This window comes from Pseudomonas mediterranea CFBP 5447 (assembly GCF_000774145.1).
In the GTDB taxonomy this organism is placed as follows: domain Bacteria; phylum Pseudomonadota; class Gammaproteobacteria; order Pseudomonadales; family Pseudomonadaceae; genus Aquipseudomonas; species Aquipseudomonas mediterranea.
The window spans coordinates 262,078-277,449 of sequence record NZ_KN322986.1 but is presented as its reverse complement, the minus strand read 5'-3'; the positions used below and the strand labels follow the sequence as shown (position 1 = coordinate 277,449).

At 62.6% G+C, this 15,372-nt stretch carries 15 protein-coding genes; 6 read left to right on the top strand and 9 right to left on the bottom strand.

The features are described from left to right. The first annotated feature begins 13 nt into the window (after window positions 1–13). On the top strand, window positions 14–334 hold the full coding sequence (locus tag N005_RS18115; RefSeq protein ID WP_047702469.1) for a hypothetical protein: 321 nt from the start codon (window positions 14–16) through the stop codon (window positions 332–334). 135 nt (window positions 335–469) lie between these two features. Here the strand turns inward: N005_RS18115 and N005_RS18110 are convergent, their stop codons facing one another. The 5 genes from N005_RS18110 to N005_RS18090 all read right to left on the bottom strand — a co-directional run bounded on the left by N005_RS18110 (window position 470) and on the right by N005_RS18090 (window position 5,199). After that, window positions 470–721: a YfhL family 4Fe-4S dicluster ferredoxin gene (locus N005_RS18110; RefSeq protein WP_003249063.1), complete on the bottom strand. Its 252-nt coding sequence runs from the start codon at window positions 719–721 to the stop codon at window positions 470–472. 136 nt (window positions 722–857) lie between these two features. Further along, complete coding sequence (gene coaD, locus N005_RS18105) at window positions 858–1,337, bottom strand: pantetheine-phosphate adenylyltransferase (protein WP_040071510.1); 480 nt, start codon at window positions 1,335–1,337, stop codon at window positions 858–860. Between the two features lie 115 nt (window positions 1,338–1,452). After that, on the bottom strand, window positions 1,453–3,048 hold the full coding sequence (locus N005_RS18100) for a GMC family oxidoreductase (RefSeq protein WP_047702468.1): 1,596 nt from the start codon (window positions 3,046–3,048) through the stop codon (window positions 1,453–1,455). Window positions 3,049–3,194: 146 nt separating this feature from the next. Then, entirely contained in the window at window positions 3,195–3,740 is a 546-nt protein-coding gene (locus N005_RS18095) for a hypothetical protein (RefSeq protein ID WP_047702467.1), read from the bottom strand. A gap of 28 nt (window positions 3,741–3,768) precedes the next feature. Continuing rightward, window positions 3,769–5,199 carry a coniferyl aldehyde dehydrogenase gene (locus tag N005_RS18090; RefSeq protein WP_047702466.1) on the bottom strand — a complete coding sequence of 477 codons (1,431 nt, stop codon included), beginning with the start codon at window positions 5,197–5,199 and terminating at the stop codon, window positions 3,769–3,771. 147 nt (window positions 5,200–5,346) lie between these two features. Between N005_RS18090 and N005_RS18085 the strand changes: the two genes are divergently transcribed. Beyond that, window positions 5,347–6,018: a TetR/AcrR family transcriptional regulator gene (locus N005_RS18085; protein ID WP_047702465.1), complete on the top strand. Its 672-nt coding sequence runs from the start codon at window positions 5,347–5,349 to the stop codon at window positions 6,016–6,018. A gap of 45 nt (window positions 6,019–6,063) precedes the next feature. Then, entirely contained in the window at window positions 6,064–6,918 is an 855-nt protein-coding gene (locus tag N005_RS18080; RefSeq protein ID WP_047702464.1) for a sulfurtransferase, read from the top strand. A gap of 514 nt (window positions 6,919–7,432) precedes the next feature. On the opposite strand, the gene N005_RS18070 is transcribed toward N005_RS18080, so the two are convergent. From N005_RS18070 to N005_RS18055, 4 genes are read right to left on the bottom strand one after another with little or no spacing between them, the layout of a single operon-like run. Then, a complete protein-coding gene (locus N005_RS18070; RefSeq protein WP_047702462.1) occupies window positions 7,433–8,431 on the bottom strand; it encodes a hydrolase in 999 nt (332 codons plus the stop codon). A 30-nt stretch (window positions 8,432–8,461) separates the two neighbouring features. Next, window positions 8,462–9,073 (bottom strand): 16S rRNA (guanine(966)-N(2))-methyltransferase RsmD, encoded by a 612-nt coding sequence (gene rsmD, locus N005_RS18065; protein ID WP_047702461.1) that lies wholly within the window; start codon window positions 9,071–9,073, stop codon window positions 8,462–8,464. After that, window positions 9,073–10,563 (bottom strand): M16 family metallopeptidase, encoded by a 1,491-nt coding sequence (locus N005_RS18060; protein WP_047702460.1) that lies wholly within the window; start codon window positions 10,561–10,563, stop codon window positions 9,073–9,075. Before N005_RS18060 ends, rsmD begins: the two co-directional genes overlap by 1 nt. Beyond that, window positions 10,556–11,911 carry a M16 family metallopeptidase gene (locus N005_RS18055; RefSeq protein WP_047702459.1) on the bottom strand — a complete coding sequence of 452 codons (1,356 nt, stop codon included), beginning with the start codon at window positions 11,909–11,911 and terminating at the stop codon, window positions 10,556–10,558. Before N005_RS18055 ends, N005_RS18060 begins: the two co-directional genes overlap by 8 nt. 344 nt (window positions 11,912–12,255) lie before the next feature. Here N005_RS18055 and ftsY point away from each other — a divergent pair, with 344 nt between their 5' ends. Genes ftsY through ftsX form a run of 3 tightly spaced genes read left to right on the top strand, consistent with a single transcriptional unit; the run spans window position 12,256 to window position 15,328 of the window. Beyond that, window positions 12,256–13,641 (top strand): signal recognition particle-docking protein FtsY, encoded by a 1,386-nt coding sequence (gene ftsY / locus N005_RS18050; protein WP_047702458.1) that lies wholly within the window; start codon window positions 12,256–12,258, stop codon window positions 13,639–13,641. Next, window positions 13,638–14,309, top strand: coding sequence for a cell division ATP-binding protein FtsE (gene ftsE / locus N005_RS18045; protein ID WP_024778908.1), 672 nt, complete (start codon window positions 13,638–13,640; stop codon window positions 14,307–14,309). The genes ftsY and ftsE overlap by 4 nt, the downstream gene beginning before the upstream one ends. After that, complete coding sequence (gene ftsX / locus N005_RS18040) at window positions 14,306–15,328, top strand: permease-like cell division protein FtsX (protein ID WP_047702457.1); 1,023 nt, start codon at window positions 14,306–14,308, stop codon at window positions 15,326–15,328. The genes ftsE and ftsX overlap by 4 nt, the downstream gene beginning before the upstream one ends. Window positions 15,329–15,372: the final 44 nt, after the last annotated feature.

Below are 15,372 nucleotides of genomic sequence, written 5' to 3'. Positions count from 1 at the left end.
GGATCGATCCCCCATGAGACTGCTTCGACCTGTTGTTCTGACGCTGCTGCTGACCCTGGGTTTGCCCGTCCTGGCGAACAGCGGCAGTGGCGATCCGCGCTACACCATCCAGAATCCGCCCGCTTTCGCCATGATCGGCGACTTGTTGATCGCCCGGCCGCTACTGCTCGCCGCCACCGTGATCGGTGCGGGGGCGTTCGTGGTGTCGTTGCCCTTCACCGCGTTGGGTGGCGGGGTCGGCGATGCGGGGAAGGCGCTGGTGGTGGATCCGGCGAAGGCCACCTTTGTGCGGTGCCTGGGGTGCGTTGGGGAGGGGTTTGAGCAGCAGGAGTGAATCGTGCGGTGGTGCTGATGGCCTCATCGCGAGCAGGCTCGCTCCCACAAGAGATCCAGATCGACACAGCAGGTGTCCTGTGGGAGCGAGCCTGCTCGCGATGAGGCCGGTGCAGACGCTACACAAACTTCTGGCTCAACCCTTCCCAGTGATCCTGCGATATTTCGCCATCAACTGTTCTTCGGTTTCCGGATGGGCCTCGTCCAGCGGAATGCAATCCACCGGGCAGACCTGCTGGCACTGGGGCTCGTCGTAATGGCCGACGCACTGGGTGCACAGGTTCGGATCGATGACGTAGATCTCTTCGCCTTGTGAAATGGCCTCGTTCGGGCATTCGGGTTCGCAGACGTCGCAATTGATGCAGTCGTCGGTGATGATCAGGGACATGCAGGCTCCTGCCGGGGCGTTGGGCCCGGGCATCTGAAAACGAATATGCGCAATTGTGCCGCATTGGCGAGCGCAGTGCACGTGGGTGCGATGGACTGCGCTCGCGTTGACGCGAAGTGGATCGCAGCCAGCCGGACTACTTCTTGAAGCGCAGGGTCAGCGCATCGGCCACGGCCGGGTGGACGAACTTGGTGATGTCGCCGCCCAGGGCAGCGATTTCGCGTACCAGGGTCGATGAGATGAACGAATAGCGCTCCGACGGCGTCAGGAAAAGACTTTCGACGTCCGGGGCCAACTGGCGGTTCATATTGGCCAGCTGGAACTCGTATTCGAAGTCCGAAACCGCCCGCAGGCCGCGCAGGAACACATTGGCGTTCTGTTCCTTGGCAAAGTGCGCCAACAGCGTCGAGAAACCGACCACTTCTACGTTGGGCAGGTGCTTGGTGACTTCACGGGCCAGCTCCACCCGTTGTTCCAGCGGGAACAGTGGGTTTTTCTTCGGGCTGGCGGCAACGGCAATGATCACATGATCGAACAGGCGCGCGGCGCGTTCGACCAGATCGCCATGGCCCTTGGTAATAGGGTCGAAGGTACCTGGGTACAACACTCGGTTCATCGCGTCGTCCTGGCGGGAGTCCGTTGGGGAGTCGGATGGTATCGCAGCCTTCTCGGTCGGCCAAGTCGGCTGTGGGATAAGAAAGCACTATAGACGCTGCGAATGATCTGGATATTCATGGATTTCCCAGACGTTCGGCCAGGGATGTCGCCAGTTTTGCCGTCAACCCATACACCGACAATTGCGGGTTGGCGCCGATGCTGGTGGGGAACAGCGAGCCGTCGTGGATCGAAAGGTTACTGAGTTGATGATGGCGGCCGAGGCTGTCGGCGACGGCAGTTTGCGGCGTTTCGCCCATCGCGCAACCGCCCATCACATGGGCGCTGCCCAAGCGTGTGCGATACAAGGCCAGGTCCAGCCCGTCGATCAGGCTTCGGGCTTCGGCCAGTGTATTCACGTAGCGGGCATCACCATGCAGTGGCATGACCGCCTTGGCGCCGCCGGCGAACTGGATCTCGGCCATGCTGTGGAAGGCGCGGCGCAAGCCGTCCCAGGCGTAGGGTGAAACGCGGTAGTCGAGCACCGGCGTGCCATCGCTGCGCAACTCGACGCTGCCGCCGGGGCTGTCCGGATGAAAGCCGTCGCGCAGCAAGGCCAGCATGGCATGGGTATGGGGCAGTTGCGCCATGCGATCAGCGTTCTGTGGGCCGAAACCGCCCAGTAGCGTGGCGGCGAGGGCCGGGTGCAAGGGTGGCACTTCGAGTTTGTAGGACATTCTGCCGGTAGCGCCGTCCTGCCATTGGAAGTGATCCGAATAGATCGATTGTGGTGCGCCGTAGAACGGGTTGATGACCTCTTCGAACTGCCCGGCTGACATGTTCACCAGATGCAGGAATGTCCGTTTGCCCAGGCGCTCATGAGGGTCTGGGGCATCGGAGCGCAGTAACAGTGCCGGACTATTGATGCCGCCGCCGGCCAGTACGTAGTGGCGCGCCTTGACGGTGATGCGCCGTCCGGTGGGTGCCACACAGCGCTCATCCATGGCCAGGCATTGCAGGTCGACGACCGCATCGTTCTTGAGAGTCAGGCGCTCGGCCCGCGCCAGGTAAAGCAATGCGCCGCCCTTGTCGAGCAGGCTCGGAATGGTGGTGACCAGCATCGACTGCTTGGCGTTGGTCGGGCAGCCCATGCCGCAATAGCCCAGGTTCCAGCAGCCGCGCACATTGCGTGGGATGACGTGCCAGCTATAGCCCAACCGTTCACAGCCTTTGCGGATGACGTCGTTGTTGGCATTCGGCGGAATCAGCCACGGTGCCACGCCCAGGCGTTGTTCCATCCGCTCGAACCAGGGCGCCATCTCGGCCGGGCTGTGCCCCTTGACGTTGTGTTCGGTCGCCCAGTGATTCAGGGTCTGGTCCGGTGTGCGGAAGCTTGAGGTCCAGTTGATCAAGGTTGTGCCACCTACGGTCCGGCCCTGGAGGATGGTGATGGCGCCATCCTTGCTCATGCGCCCCAGGCCTTCCTGGTACAGGCTGGTGTAGGCCTGGTCCTCGAGCAGCTTGAAGTCGCTGCTGGTCTTGAGCGGGCCTTCCTCGATCAGCAAGACGTTGTAGCCGGCCGCGCTGAGGATTTCCGCCGTGGTACCGCCACCCGCGCCGCTGCCGATGATCGCCACGTCTGCTTCCAGGGTCAGGTCCTGGGCCAGTCGAGCGCCGTTGTAGGTGGTCCAGCCGCGGGCGAGGCCCTCGCGGAAGGGGTCGGGTACGGGCATGTTCGGGCTCTCTTGTGGTTATGGATGGGCGTTAGGCCTCTTGTGGGAGCGAGCCTGCTCGCGAAAGCGTTGTGTCAGTCAACAACAATGTTGACGATCTACCGCATCGCGAGCAGGCTCGCTCCCACAGGGATTTCGGTTGGGTCTCAAACCGTGGGTGGCCCTGGGTACCCGCAATGTGCCCAGGCCTCGGTCCGGCTGTACCACGCCATCATCACCATTTGCAGCAATGAGCTGTGGCCTTGGCGTAGCAGGCTCAGCGAGCTGTGTTCCCAGCGATCGAGAAACTGGCGGATGTCATCGGCGCTGGCGGTTTCCCACGAGCCCCAGACGCCGGTCAGCGGCCCGCGGGTAATGCCCAGCGTGAGTACGTCGAACAGTTGGCGGGTGAGCTTGAGCATGGGTGGGGACAGGTGGGCCAGGCCGGTATCCAGGCTTTCAAGGGTGGCGTCAGCGGCGACTGGAAGTTGTTCGACCGTCACGGCGCCCTCCAGCATCACGGGGATGACGGCGCGTAAAAACGGCAGGTCGTTCTCGCGCAGGGCAGCAAGGCCCTTGGCCGATTGGCCTGGCGAGCAACCGCTCAGGCTGGCCCCCAGCCCCACTGTGCTCAGGAAGACGCTGGCGCCGAGGCTGAATTTCAGCAGGCCACGCCGTGACAGCGCGGGTGTATCGGTCAGGCTAGGGTTCATTATTGTTATTACCCGATCAGGCACCCGGTTAACGGACAAACAGCTTCTGAATCAACTTCTGGAGCGGCTTGCCGTAGGGCGGATAAATCAGTCTGGCGGCATTGAAGCGTTGTTTGCTCAGCACACCCTTGGCTTTGCTGAAGGTCAGGAAGCCTTCGTGCCCGTGGTAATGCCCCATCCCCGAGGGACCGATGCCACCGAATGGCAAATCGTCCTGGGCGACGTGCAGCAGGGTGTCGTTCAGGCAGACGCCGCCGGAGTGGGTTTCGTGGAGTACGCGATTCTGTTCGGCCTTGTTGTAGCCGAAATAGTAGAGCGCCAACGGACGAGGCCGTTGATTGATGTAGGCAAACGCCTGGTCCAGGTCATCATAGGGCACGATGGGCAGCAGCGGGCCGAAGATCTCGTCCTGCATGACAGTCATGTCGTCGCTGACGTTAAGTAGCAGGCTGTGGGGCATGCGGCGTCCCTGGCCCTGGTCGAACAACTCGATCAGCAATCCGCCCTTGCTGGTAGCGTCGCTGATGTAGCCGTTAAGCCGTGCCAGGTGTCGTTCGTTGATGATCGCAGTGTAGTCCGGGTTGTCAGCCAGGGTCGGATAAAGCCTGCGAACCGCTTCGCGATAGGCATCGACGAATTCGCCGATGCGGCTTTGCGGCACCAACACGTAATCAGGCGCGACGCAGGTTTGCCCGGCATTCAGCATCTTGCCGAAGGCAATGCGCTCGGCGGCATCATTCAGCGGCACGTCGGTGGACACGATGGCGGGCGACTTTCCACCCAGTTCCAGGGTGACGGGGGTCAGGTTCTCGGCGGCGGCCCGCATGACATGCCTGCCAATGCTGGTGGCACCGGTAAACAACAGGTGGTCGAACGGCAGCCTGGAAAAGGCTACGCCGACATCTGCCTCACCGAGCACCACGCATACCAGATCCTGGGGGAAGACCCGCGCCAGCAATTGCTTGAGCAACAGTCCGGTGGCGGGTGTGGCTTCGCTGAGCTTGAGCATCACCCGATTGCCCGCCGACAAGGCCCCGACCAACGGCCCGATGGCCAGGAACAGAGGGTAGTTCCACGGCACGATGACCCCGACCACGCCCAGCGGCTGGTAAATCACCTTGGCCGACGCCGGCTGGAAGGCCATGCCCACCTTGCGCCGGGAGGGTTTCATCCAGCCTTTGAGGTGTCGGCTGGCGTAATGGATGCCGTGCAGGCTCGGCATCAGCTCGGCCAACAGCGTTTCGTCGGCGCTGCGGTGGCTGAAGTCTTCGCTGATGGCGTCGATCAGGGCTTGTCGTTCATTACTCAGTATCTCCCTGAGAGACTTGAGCCATTGCCGGCGCTGCTCTACCGGCGGCATTGGATGAACGGCATAGGCCTGGCGTTGTGCCTCGAACAGTGACTGCAGCTCATTCACTAGCTGTTGGGAATCGCGCAGATAAGCAATGTCGGCAGGCATCGTCAGGCACCAGTTCTTATTAGTGTGGGTGTTTTCTAGAGCTTATGCTCTAGAAAGTCAAATGACTTCCTTGACGGCTTTGGGTTTGTCCTCCGGGCGATAGGTCGTAAGATGCCCCAATGCTTTCGTCGAATTAAAGCCCAAGCCATGGCCATACGAATGAAAACCAGCGAGCGCATCGTGCAAAACAGCCTCGAGCTGTTCAACCAGCAGGGCGAGCGCAGTGTCAGCACCAACCACATTGCTGCCCACATGGACATGTCCCCGGGCAATCTCTACTACCACTTCCCTAACAAGCAGGCGATCATCGCCGTGCTGTTCAGTGAGTACGAAAACCTGGTGGACAGCTTCCTGCGCCCGCCCCAGGGCCGGGCGGCCACGGTGGAGGACAAGCGCTTCTATCTCAAGGAGCTGTTGTCGGCGATGTGGAGCTATCGCTTCCTGCACCGGGACCTGGAGCACCTGCTCGACAGCGATCCGGATCTTGCGGCCCGCTATCGCCGGTTTTCCCAGCGTTGCCTGATCCACGGGACTGCCATCTATGAGGGCTTCGTCGCAGCCGGCATCCTGAAGATGGACCGGGTGCAGATCGAGTCCCTGACCCTTAATGCCTGGATCATCCTGACGTCCTGGGTGCGGTTTCTTTGCACCACTCGGGAAAACTCCAATCATTTGAGTGAACAGGCCATCAAGCGCGGGGTATACCAGGTGTTGGTGCTGGAGGCCGGTTTCGTCACCGATCAGGCTCGCGAAGCGGTGGATGCACTGTTCAAAGAATATTACGTCCCTCTGCCTCAGACGCTGGAGGAGGGGCAATAGGAATCGGATCTGAATCCACAGGCCATTTCGCTACAGGAGCTCGCCATGCCCATCGCGCAACTCATCAGCCCTCAAGCCCTCGAACAGAGGAAGGCACAGCCCGGGCTGGTGATCCTCGATTGCCGTTTTGCCCTCGATGACCCGGATTATGGCCAGCGCAGCTACGCCGAGGGGCATATTGCCGGTGCGTCGTTCGCCGACCTTGAGCGCGACCTGAGTGGCCCGGTGATCAAAGGGGTGACCGGACGCCATCCGCTGCCGGATCCTGGAGCGTTGATAGAGCGTTTGCGGGCTTGGGGTGTCAGCAACGACAGCGACGTCGTGCTGTACGACGATGGTCCCGGTGCCTATGCGGCCCGGGCCTGGTGGTTGCTGGCCTGGCTGGGCAAGCGCGAGGGTGTGTATCTGCTCGACGGCGGGCTCAAGGCCTGGCATGCCAATGGTTTGCCCTTGAGCCTCGATCCGCCGGCGGGCAACCGTGGGACGTTCAGCGGTTCGCCGGATGATGCCCTGTTGCTCGACGCTCAGGCGCTGCAACAGCGTCTCGGCCAAGCGGAAATGACGCTTCTGGATGCTCGTGCGTTGCCGCGTTTCAAGGGCGAAGTCGAGCCGATCGACCCGGTGGCCGGGCACATCCCGGGGGCGCAATGTGCGGCATTTACCGACAATCTTGGCGCTGATGGGGGTTTTCTGCCGGCTGATCGGCTCAGGCAGCGTTTTGCCGAGAAATTGGGGGAGCGTTCGCCGACTGAGTTGGTGGCCTATTGCGGGTCCGGGGTGACTGCGTGTCATAACCTGTTTGCCTTGTGCCTGGCGGGGTATCCGTTGGGGAGGTTGTATGCCGGGTCGTGGAGTGAGTGGATTAATGATCCGGGGCGGGGGGTGGCGAAGGGCGAGTAATGGGGGGTCGAGCTTGCTCTCGATGGCCGGGTACATATCCGTTGCTGCGGTAACGGCGGCTTAGGGTTCCGCCCTTACGGCGGGTCACTTTTGGCAAACGCCCCAAAAGTAACCAAAAAGGCTGGGCCCCACCACTCGGCACCTCGCCTAGGCGAGGTGTGCCCTCACTCCGGCATTGCTCCGTGGGCCCGCCGCGAAGGGCCATCCATGGCCCAGCGCGGCTAACCCGGCATCCCTGCCGGGTTGCCCACTACGCAATGCCTGCGTTCGGCCAGCGTGGTTGACGGGGCCTGAAGATCAAAAGCAAAAGCAAAAGCAAAAGCAAAAGCAAAAGCAAAGCAAAGCGGGGCGGGGCGGGGCGGGGCCTTACAGTCGGCCTGTTTCTTCCTGCCGGCAATAGTCCCTGTGGGAGCGAGCCTGCTCGCGATAGCGGCGGGTCAGCAACATTGAAGTGACAGACAGTCCGCTATCGCGAGCAGGCTCGCTCCCACAGGGGAGTGGTGTTGGCGGCTGCTCATCCGTGACCCAGGCTTGCCAGCCACTGGGGGATACGTCGCTCCAGGTAGTATCCGGGCGAGCGCAAGGTGCCTTCGACGAATCCCACGTGCCCACCCTGGGCATGCAGTTCAAGTTGGGTGCAGGCGGACAGCTCGTGGGGTTCGGGCAGGCTGTGGGGGAACACGAAGGGGTCGTCGGCGGCCTGGATGACCAGGGTCGGCGTGTTGATTTCGCTCATGTAATAGCGGCTGGACGCACGGCGGTAATAGTCCGAAGCGTCGGAAAAGCCATGCAGCGGTGCGGTCACGCGGCCGTCGAAGTCCCAGAAGGTGCGCATGTTTTCGAGTGGGCCCAGCGCCGCCAGGGTGGCCAGGCCTTCGTGGCGTCCGTCGTGCTTGAACCGGCGTTGCTTGTTGCGCACGTACGCCACCAGTTCCCGCATGAAATGCGCTTGATAGAACCTGGAAAACCCTTGTCCGATGCGGTCGGCGCACTGGTCGAGACGAAACGGCACCGAAACGGCTACGGCGCCGAGCAGTTGGCTGGCGCTGCCGGTTTCTCCCAGGTGCTTGAGCAGTACATTGCCGCCTAACGAATAACCCACTGCAAACAATGGCGCCAAGGGGCGTCGCGTCCGCAGGTGAGTGATGGCGGCGGCCAGGTCTTCGCTGACGCCGGAGTGGTAGCTGCGCGGTAGCAGGTTCGGTTCGCCTGAGCAGCCGCGCCAGTTCAGCGCGACGCTGGCCCAACCCTGAAGCCCGAGGGCTTGTTGCAAACCAGCCACGTAAGGTGAATTGGAGGAACCTGTCAGCCCGTGAAGCACCAGCACCAGTGGCGCCTTGGCGCTGTGTGGGCCATGCCAGTCGAGGTCGAGGAAATCGCCGTCGTCCAGCCACAAGCGTTCGCGTTGGCGAACGATGTGCGTGGTCTTGCGCCATAACGGGCCCCACAGGGTTTGCAGGTGGGGGTTGCCAAGGCCCCTGGCGGGGATGAAGCGTTCAGATGCAGCGGCCATTATTATTGTTCTCGATGCAGCGGCCAGCCGTCAGCCGACGGCTTCTGCCATTCGTTGCCACAATGCGTAGTACACCCGTCCGGATTTCTGCTCGCGATGCAAGCGCCAATTGCCCGGCAAGCCGAGGATCGACGGAGCGGTTTCGCTTTCAGTGTAGACCCAGGCATCCTCGGCCAGCCACTGGCGTTCCTCGAGCAGCGCGCAGACCGTCGGCAACAGGTTCTGGTTGAACGGCGGGTCGAGGAACACCAGGTCGAAAGGGCTGGCAGGTTGGCTGTCCAGATAGCGCAAGGCGTCGGCGGTCTGCACCTGGCCGACCGTGCAACGCAGGCTGCCCAGGTGTTCTTTCAGGCTGGAAACCGCCAGGCTGCTGGCGTCCAGTGCCTGGCCCATGGCGGCGCCACGGGACAGGGCTTCGAGAAACAGCGCGCCGCTGCCAGCAAACGGGTCGAGCACCCGGGCGCCGGCCACGTAGGGGGCGAGCCAGTTGAACAGGGTCTCACGCACCCGGTCCGGTGTCGGGCGCAAGCCCGGGGCGTCGGGGAAGCTCAGGCGCCGGCTGCGCCATTCGCCGCCGATGATGCGCAGCTGGTTGATGCCGTTGTGAGCGGGTTTCTTGCTGGAATTCGATGGACGGGCCATTAGTGCTCCGGAACCCCGAGCGGTTGCTCGGCAGGTTTGTCAGTGGGGGCCGGCAACGGCTTTTGCGGCACGGTCGGACCGGCGGTGACGATGACCATCTTGTCGGTGCTCAGGTGCTTGTTCAGCGCGGCCTTGACCTGATCTACGGTCAACGCCTGGGACTGACGCATGAAGTCTTCCAGGTAGCTCAGCGGCAGGTCGTAGAAGCCCATGGCCCCGAGTTGGCCGACAATGTCGGCGTTGCTCGCGGTGGACAGGGGGAAGCTGCCGGCCAGCTCACGCTTGGCGTCATCGAGTTCCTTCTGGGTCGGACCGTTCTGCAGGTACTCGGCGAACACATCCTGCACCAGCTTGAGTGTGCCTTCGCTCATTTCGGCGCGGGTCTGCAGGTTGATCATGAACGGGCCGCGGGCCTGCATCGGCGTGAAGCCGGAATACACGCCATAGGTCAGGCCGCGTTTTTCCCGCACTTCGGTCATCAAGCGCGTGCCGAAACCGCCACCGCCGAGGATCTGGTTGCCCAGGGAAACGGCCGCAAAGTCCGGGTCATCCCGGTCGATGCCCAGTTGCGCGAGCATCAGGTTGGTCTGCTTGGACGGGAATTCGATGTGGCTGACGCTCGCCTTCGGTTCCACGGGCGAGGGTGTTTTTGCCAGGGCCGGACCTTTGGGTAGCGCCGCGGACACCTGGTTGGCAATCGCCTCGGCTTCGGCGCGGGACAGGTCTCCCACCATCGCAATCACCGCGTTGCCGGCGGTGTAGGCCTTGGCATGAAAAGCCCGGGCCTGGGCCAGGGTAATCGGCGGAATGCTTTGCGCGGTGCCATCGCTGGAATGGGCGTAAGGATGCTCACCGTACAGGCGCTTCATCAGTTCCAGGCCCGCCAGTTTGCCGGGGTTCTGTTTCTGGTACTCGAAGCCGGCGAGCATCTGGTTCTTGATGCGGGCGAAGGAGTCGGCGGGGAAGGTCGGTTTGCCGACCACTTCGGCGAACAATTTCAGGGCCGGCTCACGCTTGTCCACCGCACTGAGGCTGCGCAGGGAGGCCACGGCCATGTCCCGGTAGGCACCGTTGCCGAAGTCCGCGCCAAGGCTTTCGAACCCTTCGGCGATGGCGCTGACATCCTTGCCGGCCACACCTTCGTTGAGCATGGCGTTGGTCAGCTGGGCCAGGCCGGGGACGTTGCCGTCCTGGCTGCTGCCGGCGGCGAAAGTCAGGCGCAGGTCGAACATCGGCAGTTCACGCGCTTCGACGAACAGCACCTTGGCGCCGTCGGCGGTTTTCCAGGTTTGCACGTCGAGTTGGCGGTGGCCGGGCGCCTTGCCATCCAGTTCCGCCAGCGATTGCAGCTTGTTGCCGGACTTGGCGTTATCCAGGGCCTGGCTGGCAGTGACGTCAGTGGCAGGGGACAGGTAGAAGGCCAGGGCTGCGACCAGGGCGATGAACACCAGGCCGATCAGCAGCAGGCGTGATGATTTGCGCTCACTCATGAGCTTTCTCCTCGGGCAGGACGTGCGCAACGCTCAGGCGCGAGCGGGTGAAATACAGCTGGGCTGCCTTCTGGATATCTTGCGGGGTCACGCTTTGCAATTCGGCGAGCTCGGTGTCCATCAGCCTCCAGGACAACCCGACGGTCTCCAACTGACCGATGGCGGTGGCCTGGCTGGTGATCGAGTCGCGCTCGTAGACCAGGCCGGCGATCACCTGGGCACGGACGCGCTCCAGTTCCTCGGCAGTCGGGGCGGTGGTTTTCAATTGCTCCAGCAAGCGCCACAGGCCGGCTTCGGCCTGGGCCATGGTCTTGTTCTTCTGGGTGTTGGGTGCCGCTGACAAGGTGAACAGCGTGTCGCCACGGGTGTAGGCGTCGTAGCTCGACGAGCCGCCGGACACCAGCTCTTCGCCGCGCTCCAGCTGGGTCGGAATCCGGCCGCTGTAGCCGCCATCCAGCAGGGCCGAGATCAGCCGCAGGGCGTTGACCGAGCGCTTATCGGTCGCGGTGGCGATGCTCGGCACGTTGAAGGCCAGCATCAGGCTGGGCAGTTGGGTCTGCACATGCAGGGTGATCTGGCGCTCGCCGGGTTCGGCCAGTTCCAGGGGGATTTTCGCCGTCGGCACGGCACGCCGGGCAATCGGGCCGAAATAACGCTGGGCCAGGGCCTTGACCTCGTCCGGCGTCACGTCGCCGACCACCACCAGGGTGGCATTGTTCGGCGCGTACCAGGATTCGTACCAGTGGCGCAGTTCCTGGACGGTCATGCGGTCCAGGTCGGCCATCCAGCCGATGGTGGGCGTGTGGTAGCCGCTGGCCGGATAAGCCATGGCCTTGAAGCGCTCGAAGGCCTTGGACATCGGCTTGTCGTCGGTGCGCATGCGGCGCTCTTCCTTGATGACTTCGATCTCGCGGCTGAACTCTTCAGGCGGCAGGCGCAGGCTGGCCATGCGGTCGGCTTCCAGCTCGAAGGCCACGCCCAGGCGATCCCGGGCCAGCACCTGGTAATAAGCCGTGAAGTCATCGCTGGTGAAGGCGTTTTCCTCGGCACCCAGGTCCCGCAGGATCAGCGATGCCTCGCCGGGGCCGACTTTTTCGCTGCCCTTGAACATCATGTGTTCCAAGGCGTGGGACAAACCGGTCTGGCCCGGTGTTTCATAACTGGAGCCGACTTTGTACCAGACCTGGGAAACCACCACCGGCGCACGATGATCTTCGCGCACCACGACCTTCAGGCCGTTGTCGAGGGTGAATTCATGGGTGGGTTGTGGATCGGCAGCCAGGGCTGAAAGGGGCAGACAAACTGTGCTGAACAGCAGGCCTGCAACGCGGCGGGCAAGAGCATTCATTCGTGTTTAAACCTGTTGGGCTGCCCGCTAGGTCTTAGCGTCGGCGGGCGAGAGGGTGCTAGGATACTGATCCGTTTTACTGGCGGCCACGCCTATCGGGCCTTTTATCGGCCCGGGGTTGTCCGGGTTTTGCGCAGAAGCGTCGGTTTTTTCCGTGGATCCCTGCGTTTTCGCCGACGATGCCTTGCCAGTCCTTCGAAAAAATCGACGATGAGGTGTCCTTGGGACATTTCGACAATCTGTTGCGCGTGAACAAGCTGGATGAAACGCAGTCTGTTCAGCATCGAATATTCATCACCGAGGCGCCCTCGTGGCGCGTCGCTACCGTGAGATAGCCGTCCTCCATGTTTGGTTCCAACGACGACAAGAAGACCCCAGCTGAAGCTGGCGAGAAAAAAGGCCTGTTCGGATGGCTGCGCAAGAAGCCGCAGGAAACCGTCGTCGAGCAGCCGCAACCGCTGCCCGAGCCTGCCGCTGAACCTGCCGCCGGGACGGTGGCCGAAGACGCTGCACCGATCGTTCTGCCGCTGGCCGAACCGGTGCTGCAACCGGCCGAGCCTGAGCCCGCGGCACCGGCGGTCGAGCAGCCGTTGACGCCTCCCGTCGGGCAGAGCCCCTGGCCGACCCTGCCGGTGGCGGAAGAGCCGGTGGCATTGGTCGAGGACGCACAGGCTCCCCATGTCACGCCGCCGATTCCAGCCCCGCCGCAACCGGTTGCGGAGCCTGTCGTCGAGGCGACGCCAGTCGTGGTCGATACACCGCCTGTCGTCGCGCCTAAGCCTTCCTCCGAACCCGGCAAGGTCGGTTTCTTCGCCCGTCTCAAGCAAGGCCTGTCCAAGACCAGCGCCAGCATTGGTGAAGGCATGGCCAGCCTGTTCCTGGGCAAGAAAGTCATCGACGACGAATTGCTGGATGACCTCGAAACCCGCCTGCTGACCGCCGATGTCGGCGTCGAGGCGACGTCGGTGATCATCCAGAGCCTGACCCAGAAGGTCGCGCGCAAGCAATTGACCGATGCCGACGCGCTGTACAAATCCCTGCAAGCCGAACTGGGCAACCTGCTCAAGCCGGTGGAGCAGCCGCTGGTGATCGCTTCGCAGAACAAGCCGTTCGTGATCCTGGTGGTCGGCGTCAATGGCGCCGGCAAGACCACCACCATCGGCAAGCTGGCGAAGAAACTGCAACTTGAAGGCAAGAAGGTCATGCTGGCCGCCGGCGATACTTTCCGCGCCGCTGCCGTGGAGCAGTTGCAAGTGTGGGGCGAGCGCAACAAGATCCCGGTGATAGCCCAGCACACCGGTGCCGATTCAGCGTCGGTGATCTTCGACGCCGTGCAGGCCGCCAAGGCCCGTGGCATCGACGTGCTGATCGCCGACACGGCCGGTCGCCTGCACACCAAAGACAACCTGATGGAAGAGTTGAAGAAGGTTCGCCGGGTAATCGGCAAGCTCGATGCCGACGCGCCCCACGAAGTGCTGCTGGTGCTGGACGCCGGTACCGGCCAGAACGCCATCAACCAGGCCAGGCAATTCAACCAGACCGTCGAGCTGACCGGGCTGGCCCTGACCAAGCTCGACGGCACCGCCAAGGGCGGGGTGATCTTCGCCCTGGCCAAGCAGTTCGGCCTGCCCATCCGCTACATCGGCGTGGGCGAAGGCATCGACGACTTGCGTACCTTTGAAGCCGAGCCCTTTGTCCAGGCACTGTTTGCCGAGCGGGAGCATTCATGATTCGTTTCGAACAGGTCGGTAAACGCTATCCGAACGGTCACGTCGGCTTGCATGAGCTGAGCTTTCGAGTGCGTCGGGGTGAGTTTCTGTTTGTCACCGGCCATTCCGGCGCCGGTAAAAGCACATTGCTGCGCCTGCTGCTGGCGATGGAGCGGCCCACCACCGGCAAGTTGCTGCTGGCCGGCCAGGACCTGAGCACCATCAGCAATGCCCAGATCCCTTACCTGCGGCGGCAGATCGGCGTGGTGTTCCAGAATCACCAGTTGCTGTTCGATCGCACCGTGTTCAACAACGTGGCGTTGCCCTTGCAGATCCTTGGCCTGTCCAAGGCCGAAATCAACAAACGGGTGGATTCGGCCCTGGAGCGGGTGGCCCTGTCGGACAAGACCGACCTGTACCCGGGCGACCTGTCCACCGGCCAGCAACAGCGCGTCGGCATCGCCCGCGCCATCGTTCACCGCCCGGCCTTGCTGCTGGCGGACGAACCCACCGGTAACCTCGACCCGCGTCTGGCGGCGGAAATCATGGGCGTATTCGAAGACATCAACCGTTTGGGCACCAGCGTACTGATCGCCAGTCACGACCTGGCCCTGATCGCACGCATGCGCCACCGCATGCTTACGTTGCAGCGCGGTCGTTTGATCGGTGACGGGGAGGCTGGCGTATGAGCGCAACCCGCAGCCCGAAAGTGGCCGAGCGCGTGGCCCCCAAGGCCTCCGACCCGCAACCGCAAAAGAAAAAACGCGACGAGGAAGACGGCCCGGACTTCGGCACGCTGCTGCATGCCTGGATCGAAAGTCATCGCGCCAGCCTGCTCGACAGCTTGCGGCGCCTGGGCAAGCAGCCGATCGGCAGTTTCTTCACCTGTATGGTCATGGCGGTCGCCCTGAGCCTGCCGATGGGGCTGTCATTACTGCTGAATAACGTGGAGCGCCTGGGAGGTTCCTGGCAGCGCGCGGCGCAGATTTCCCTGTACCTGCAATTGGAGGCGACGCCGGGCGAAGGCCAGGCATTGCGCGAGCAGATCAAAGCCATGCCGGGCGTGGCCGATGCCGAATACATCGGCCGCGATCAGGCGCTCGAAGAGTTCCAGCAGCAGTCCGGCCTGGGCGAGGCGCTCAAGGAACTTCCGGAAAACCCGTTGCCGGGCGTGGTGCTGGTAACGCCGAAGGAAGTCGACAAGCCGACTCTTGAAGCATTAAGACAAAGACTTTCCGAATTGCCGAAGGTACAACAGGCACAACTTGATCTAGTCTGGGTCGAGCGTCTTGCGGCGATCCTCAAGCTCGGCGACCGGTTTGTCTTCGGTCTGACGGTGCTGCTGGTGTCTGCATTACTTTTGGTGATAGGCAATACCATTCGTCTTCATATTGAAAACCGCCGCACCGAGATAGAAGTGATTAAACTCGTCGGCGGTACGGACAGTTATGTGCGCAGGCCCTTCCTTTATATGGGCGCGTTGTATGGCTTCGGTGCCGGGATCCTGTCCTGGGGTGTATTGGCGTTCGGCCTGGACTGGCTGAACGATGCGGTAGTGGGACTGGCCGGTTTGTACGGCAGTGATTTCGCGCTGGCCGGAGTGCCAGTCGCCGACGGTCTGTCGCTCTTGCTTGGCGCGGTGCTGTTGGGTTATATCGGTGCATGGATTGCGGTCGCACGCCACTTGCGTGAGCTTGCGCCAAAATAGAGTCATTTTGCGCGTATTGACCTTTCAGTTTTTGTGGGAACTTG

What these genes read in the sequence shown, in the direction of transcription:
- N005_RS18115 (WP_047702469.1), top strand. Translation starts at nt 14, where the DNA reads ATGAGACTGCTTCGACCTGTTGTTCTGACGCTGCTGCTGACCCTGGGT.
- N005_RS18110 (WP_003249063.1), bottom strand. Translation starts at nt 721, where the DNA reads ATGTCCCTGATCATCACCGACGACTGCATCAATTGCGACGTCTGCGAA.
- coaD (WP_040071510.1), bottom strand. Translation starts at nt 1,337, where the DNA reads ATGAACCGAGTGTTGTACCCAGGTACCTTCGACCCTATTACCAAGGGC.
- N005_RS18100 (WP_047702468.1), bottom strand. Translation starts at nt 3,048, where the DNA reads ATGCCCGTACCCGACCCCTTCCGCGAGGGCCTCGCCCGCGGCTGGACC.
- N005_RS18095 (WP_047702467.1), bottom strand. Translation starts at nt 3,740, where the DNA reads ATGAACCCTAGCCTGACCGATACACCCGCGCTGTCACGGCGTGGCCTG.
- N005_RS18090 (WP_047702466.1), bottom strand. Translation starts at nt 5,199, where the DNA reads ATGCCTGCCGACATTGCTTATCTGCGCGATTCCCAACAGCTAGTGAAT.
- N005_RS18085 (WP_047702465.1), top strand. Translation starts at nt 5,347, where the DNA reads ATGGCCATACGAATGAAAACCAGCGAGCGCATCGTGCAAAACAGCCTC.
- N005_RS18080 (WP_047702464.1), top strand. Translation starts at nt 6,064, where the DNA reads ATGCCCATCGCGCAACTCATCAGCCCTCAAGCCCTCGAACAGAGGAAG.
- N005_RS18070 (WP_047702462.1), bottom strand. Translation starts at nt 8,431, where the DNA reads ATGGCCGCTGCATCTGAACGCTTCATCCCCGCCAGGGGCCTTGGCAAC.
- rsmD (WP_047702461.1), bottom strand. Translation starts at nt 9,073, where the DNA reads ATGGCCCGTCCATCGAATTCCAGCAAGAAACCCGCTCACAACGGCATC.
- N005_RS18060 (WP_047702460.1), bottom strand. Translation starts at nt 10,563, where the DNA reads ATGAGTGAGCGCAAATCATCACGCCTGCTGCTGATCGGCCTGGTGTTC.
- N005_RS18055 (WP_047702459.1), bottom strand. Translation starts at nt 11,911, where the DNA reads ATGAATGCTCTTGCCCGCCGCGTTGCAGGCCTGCTGTTCAGCACAGTT.
- ftsY (WP_047702458.1), top strand. Translation starts at nt 12,256, where the DNA reads ATGTTTGGTTCCAACGACGACAAGAAGACCCCAGCTGAAGCTGGCGAG.
- ftsE (WP_024778908.1), top strand. Translation starts at nt 13,638, where the DNA reads ATGATTCGTTTCGAACAGGTCGGTAAACGCTATCCGAACGGTCACGTC.
- ftsX (WP_047702457.1), top strand. Translation starts at nt 14,306, where the DNA reads ATGAGCGCAACCCGCAGCCCGAAAGTGGCCGAGCGCGTGGCCCCCAAG.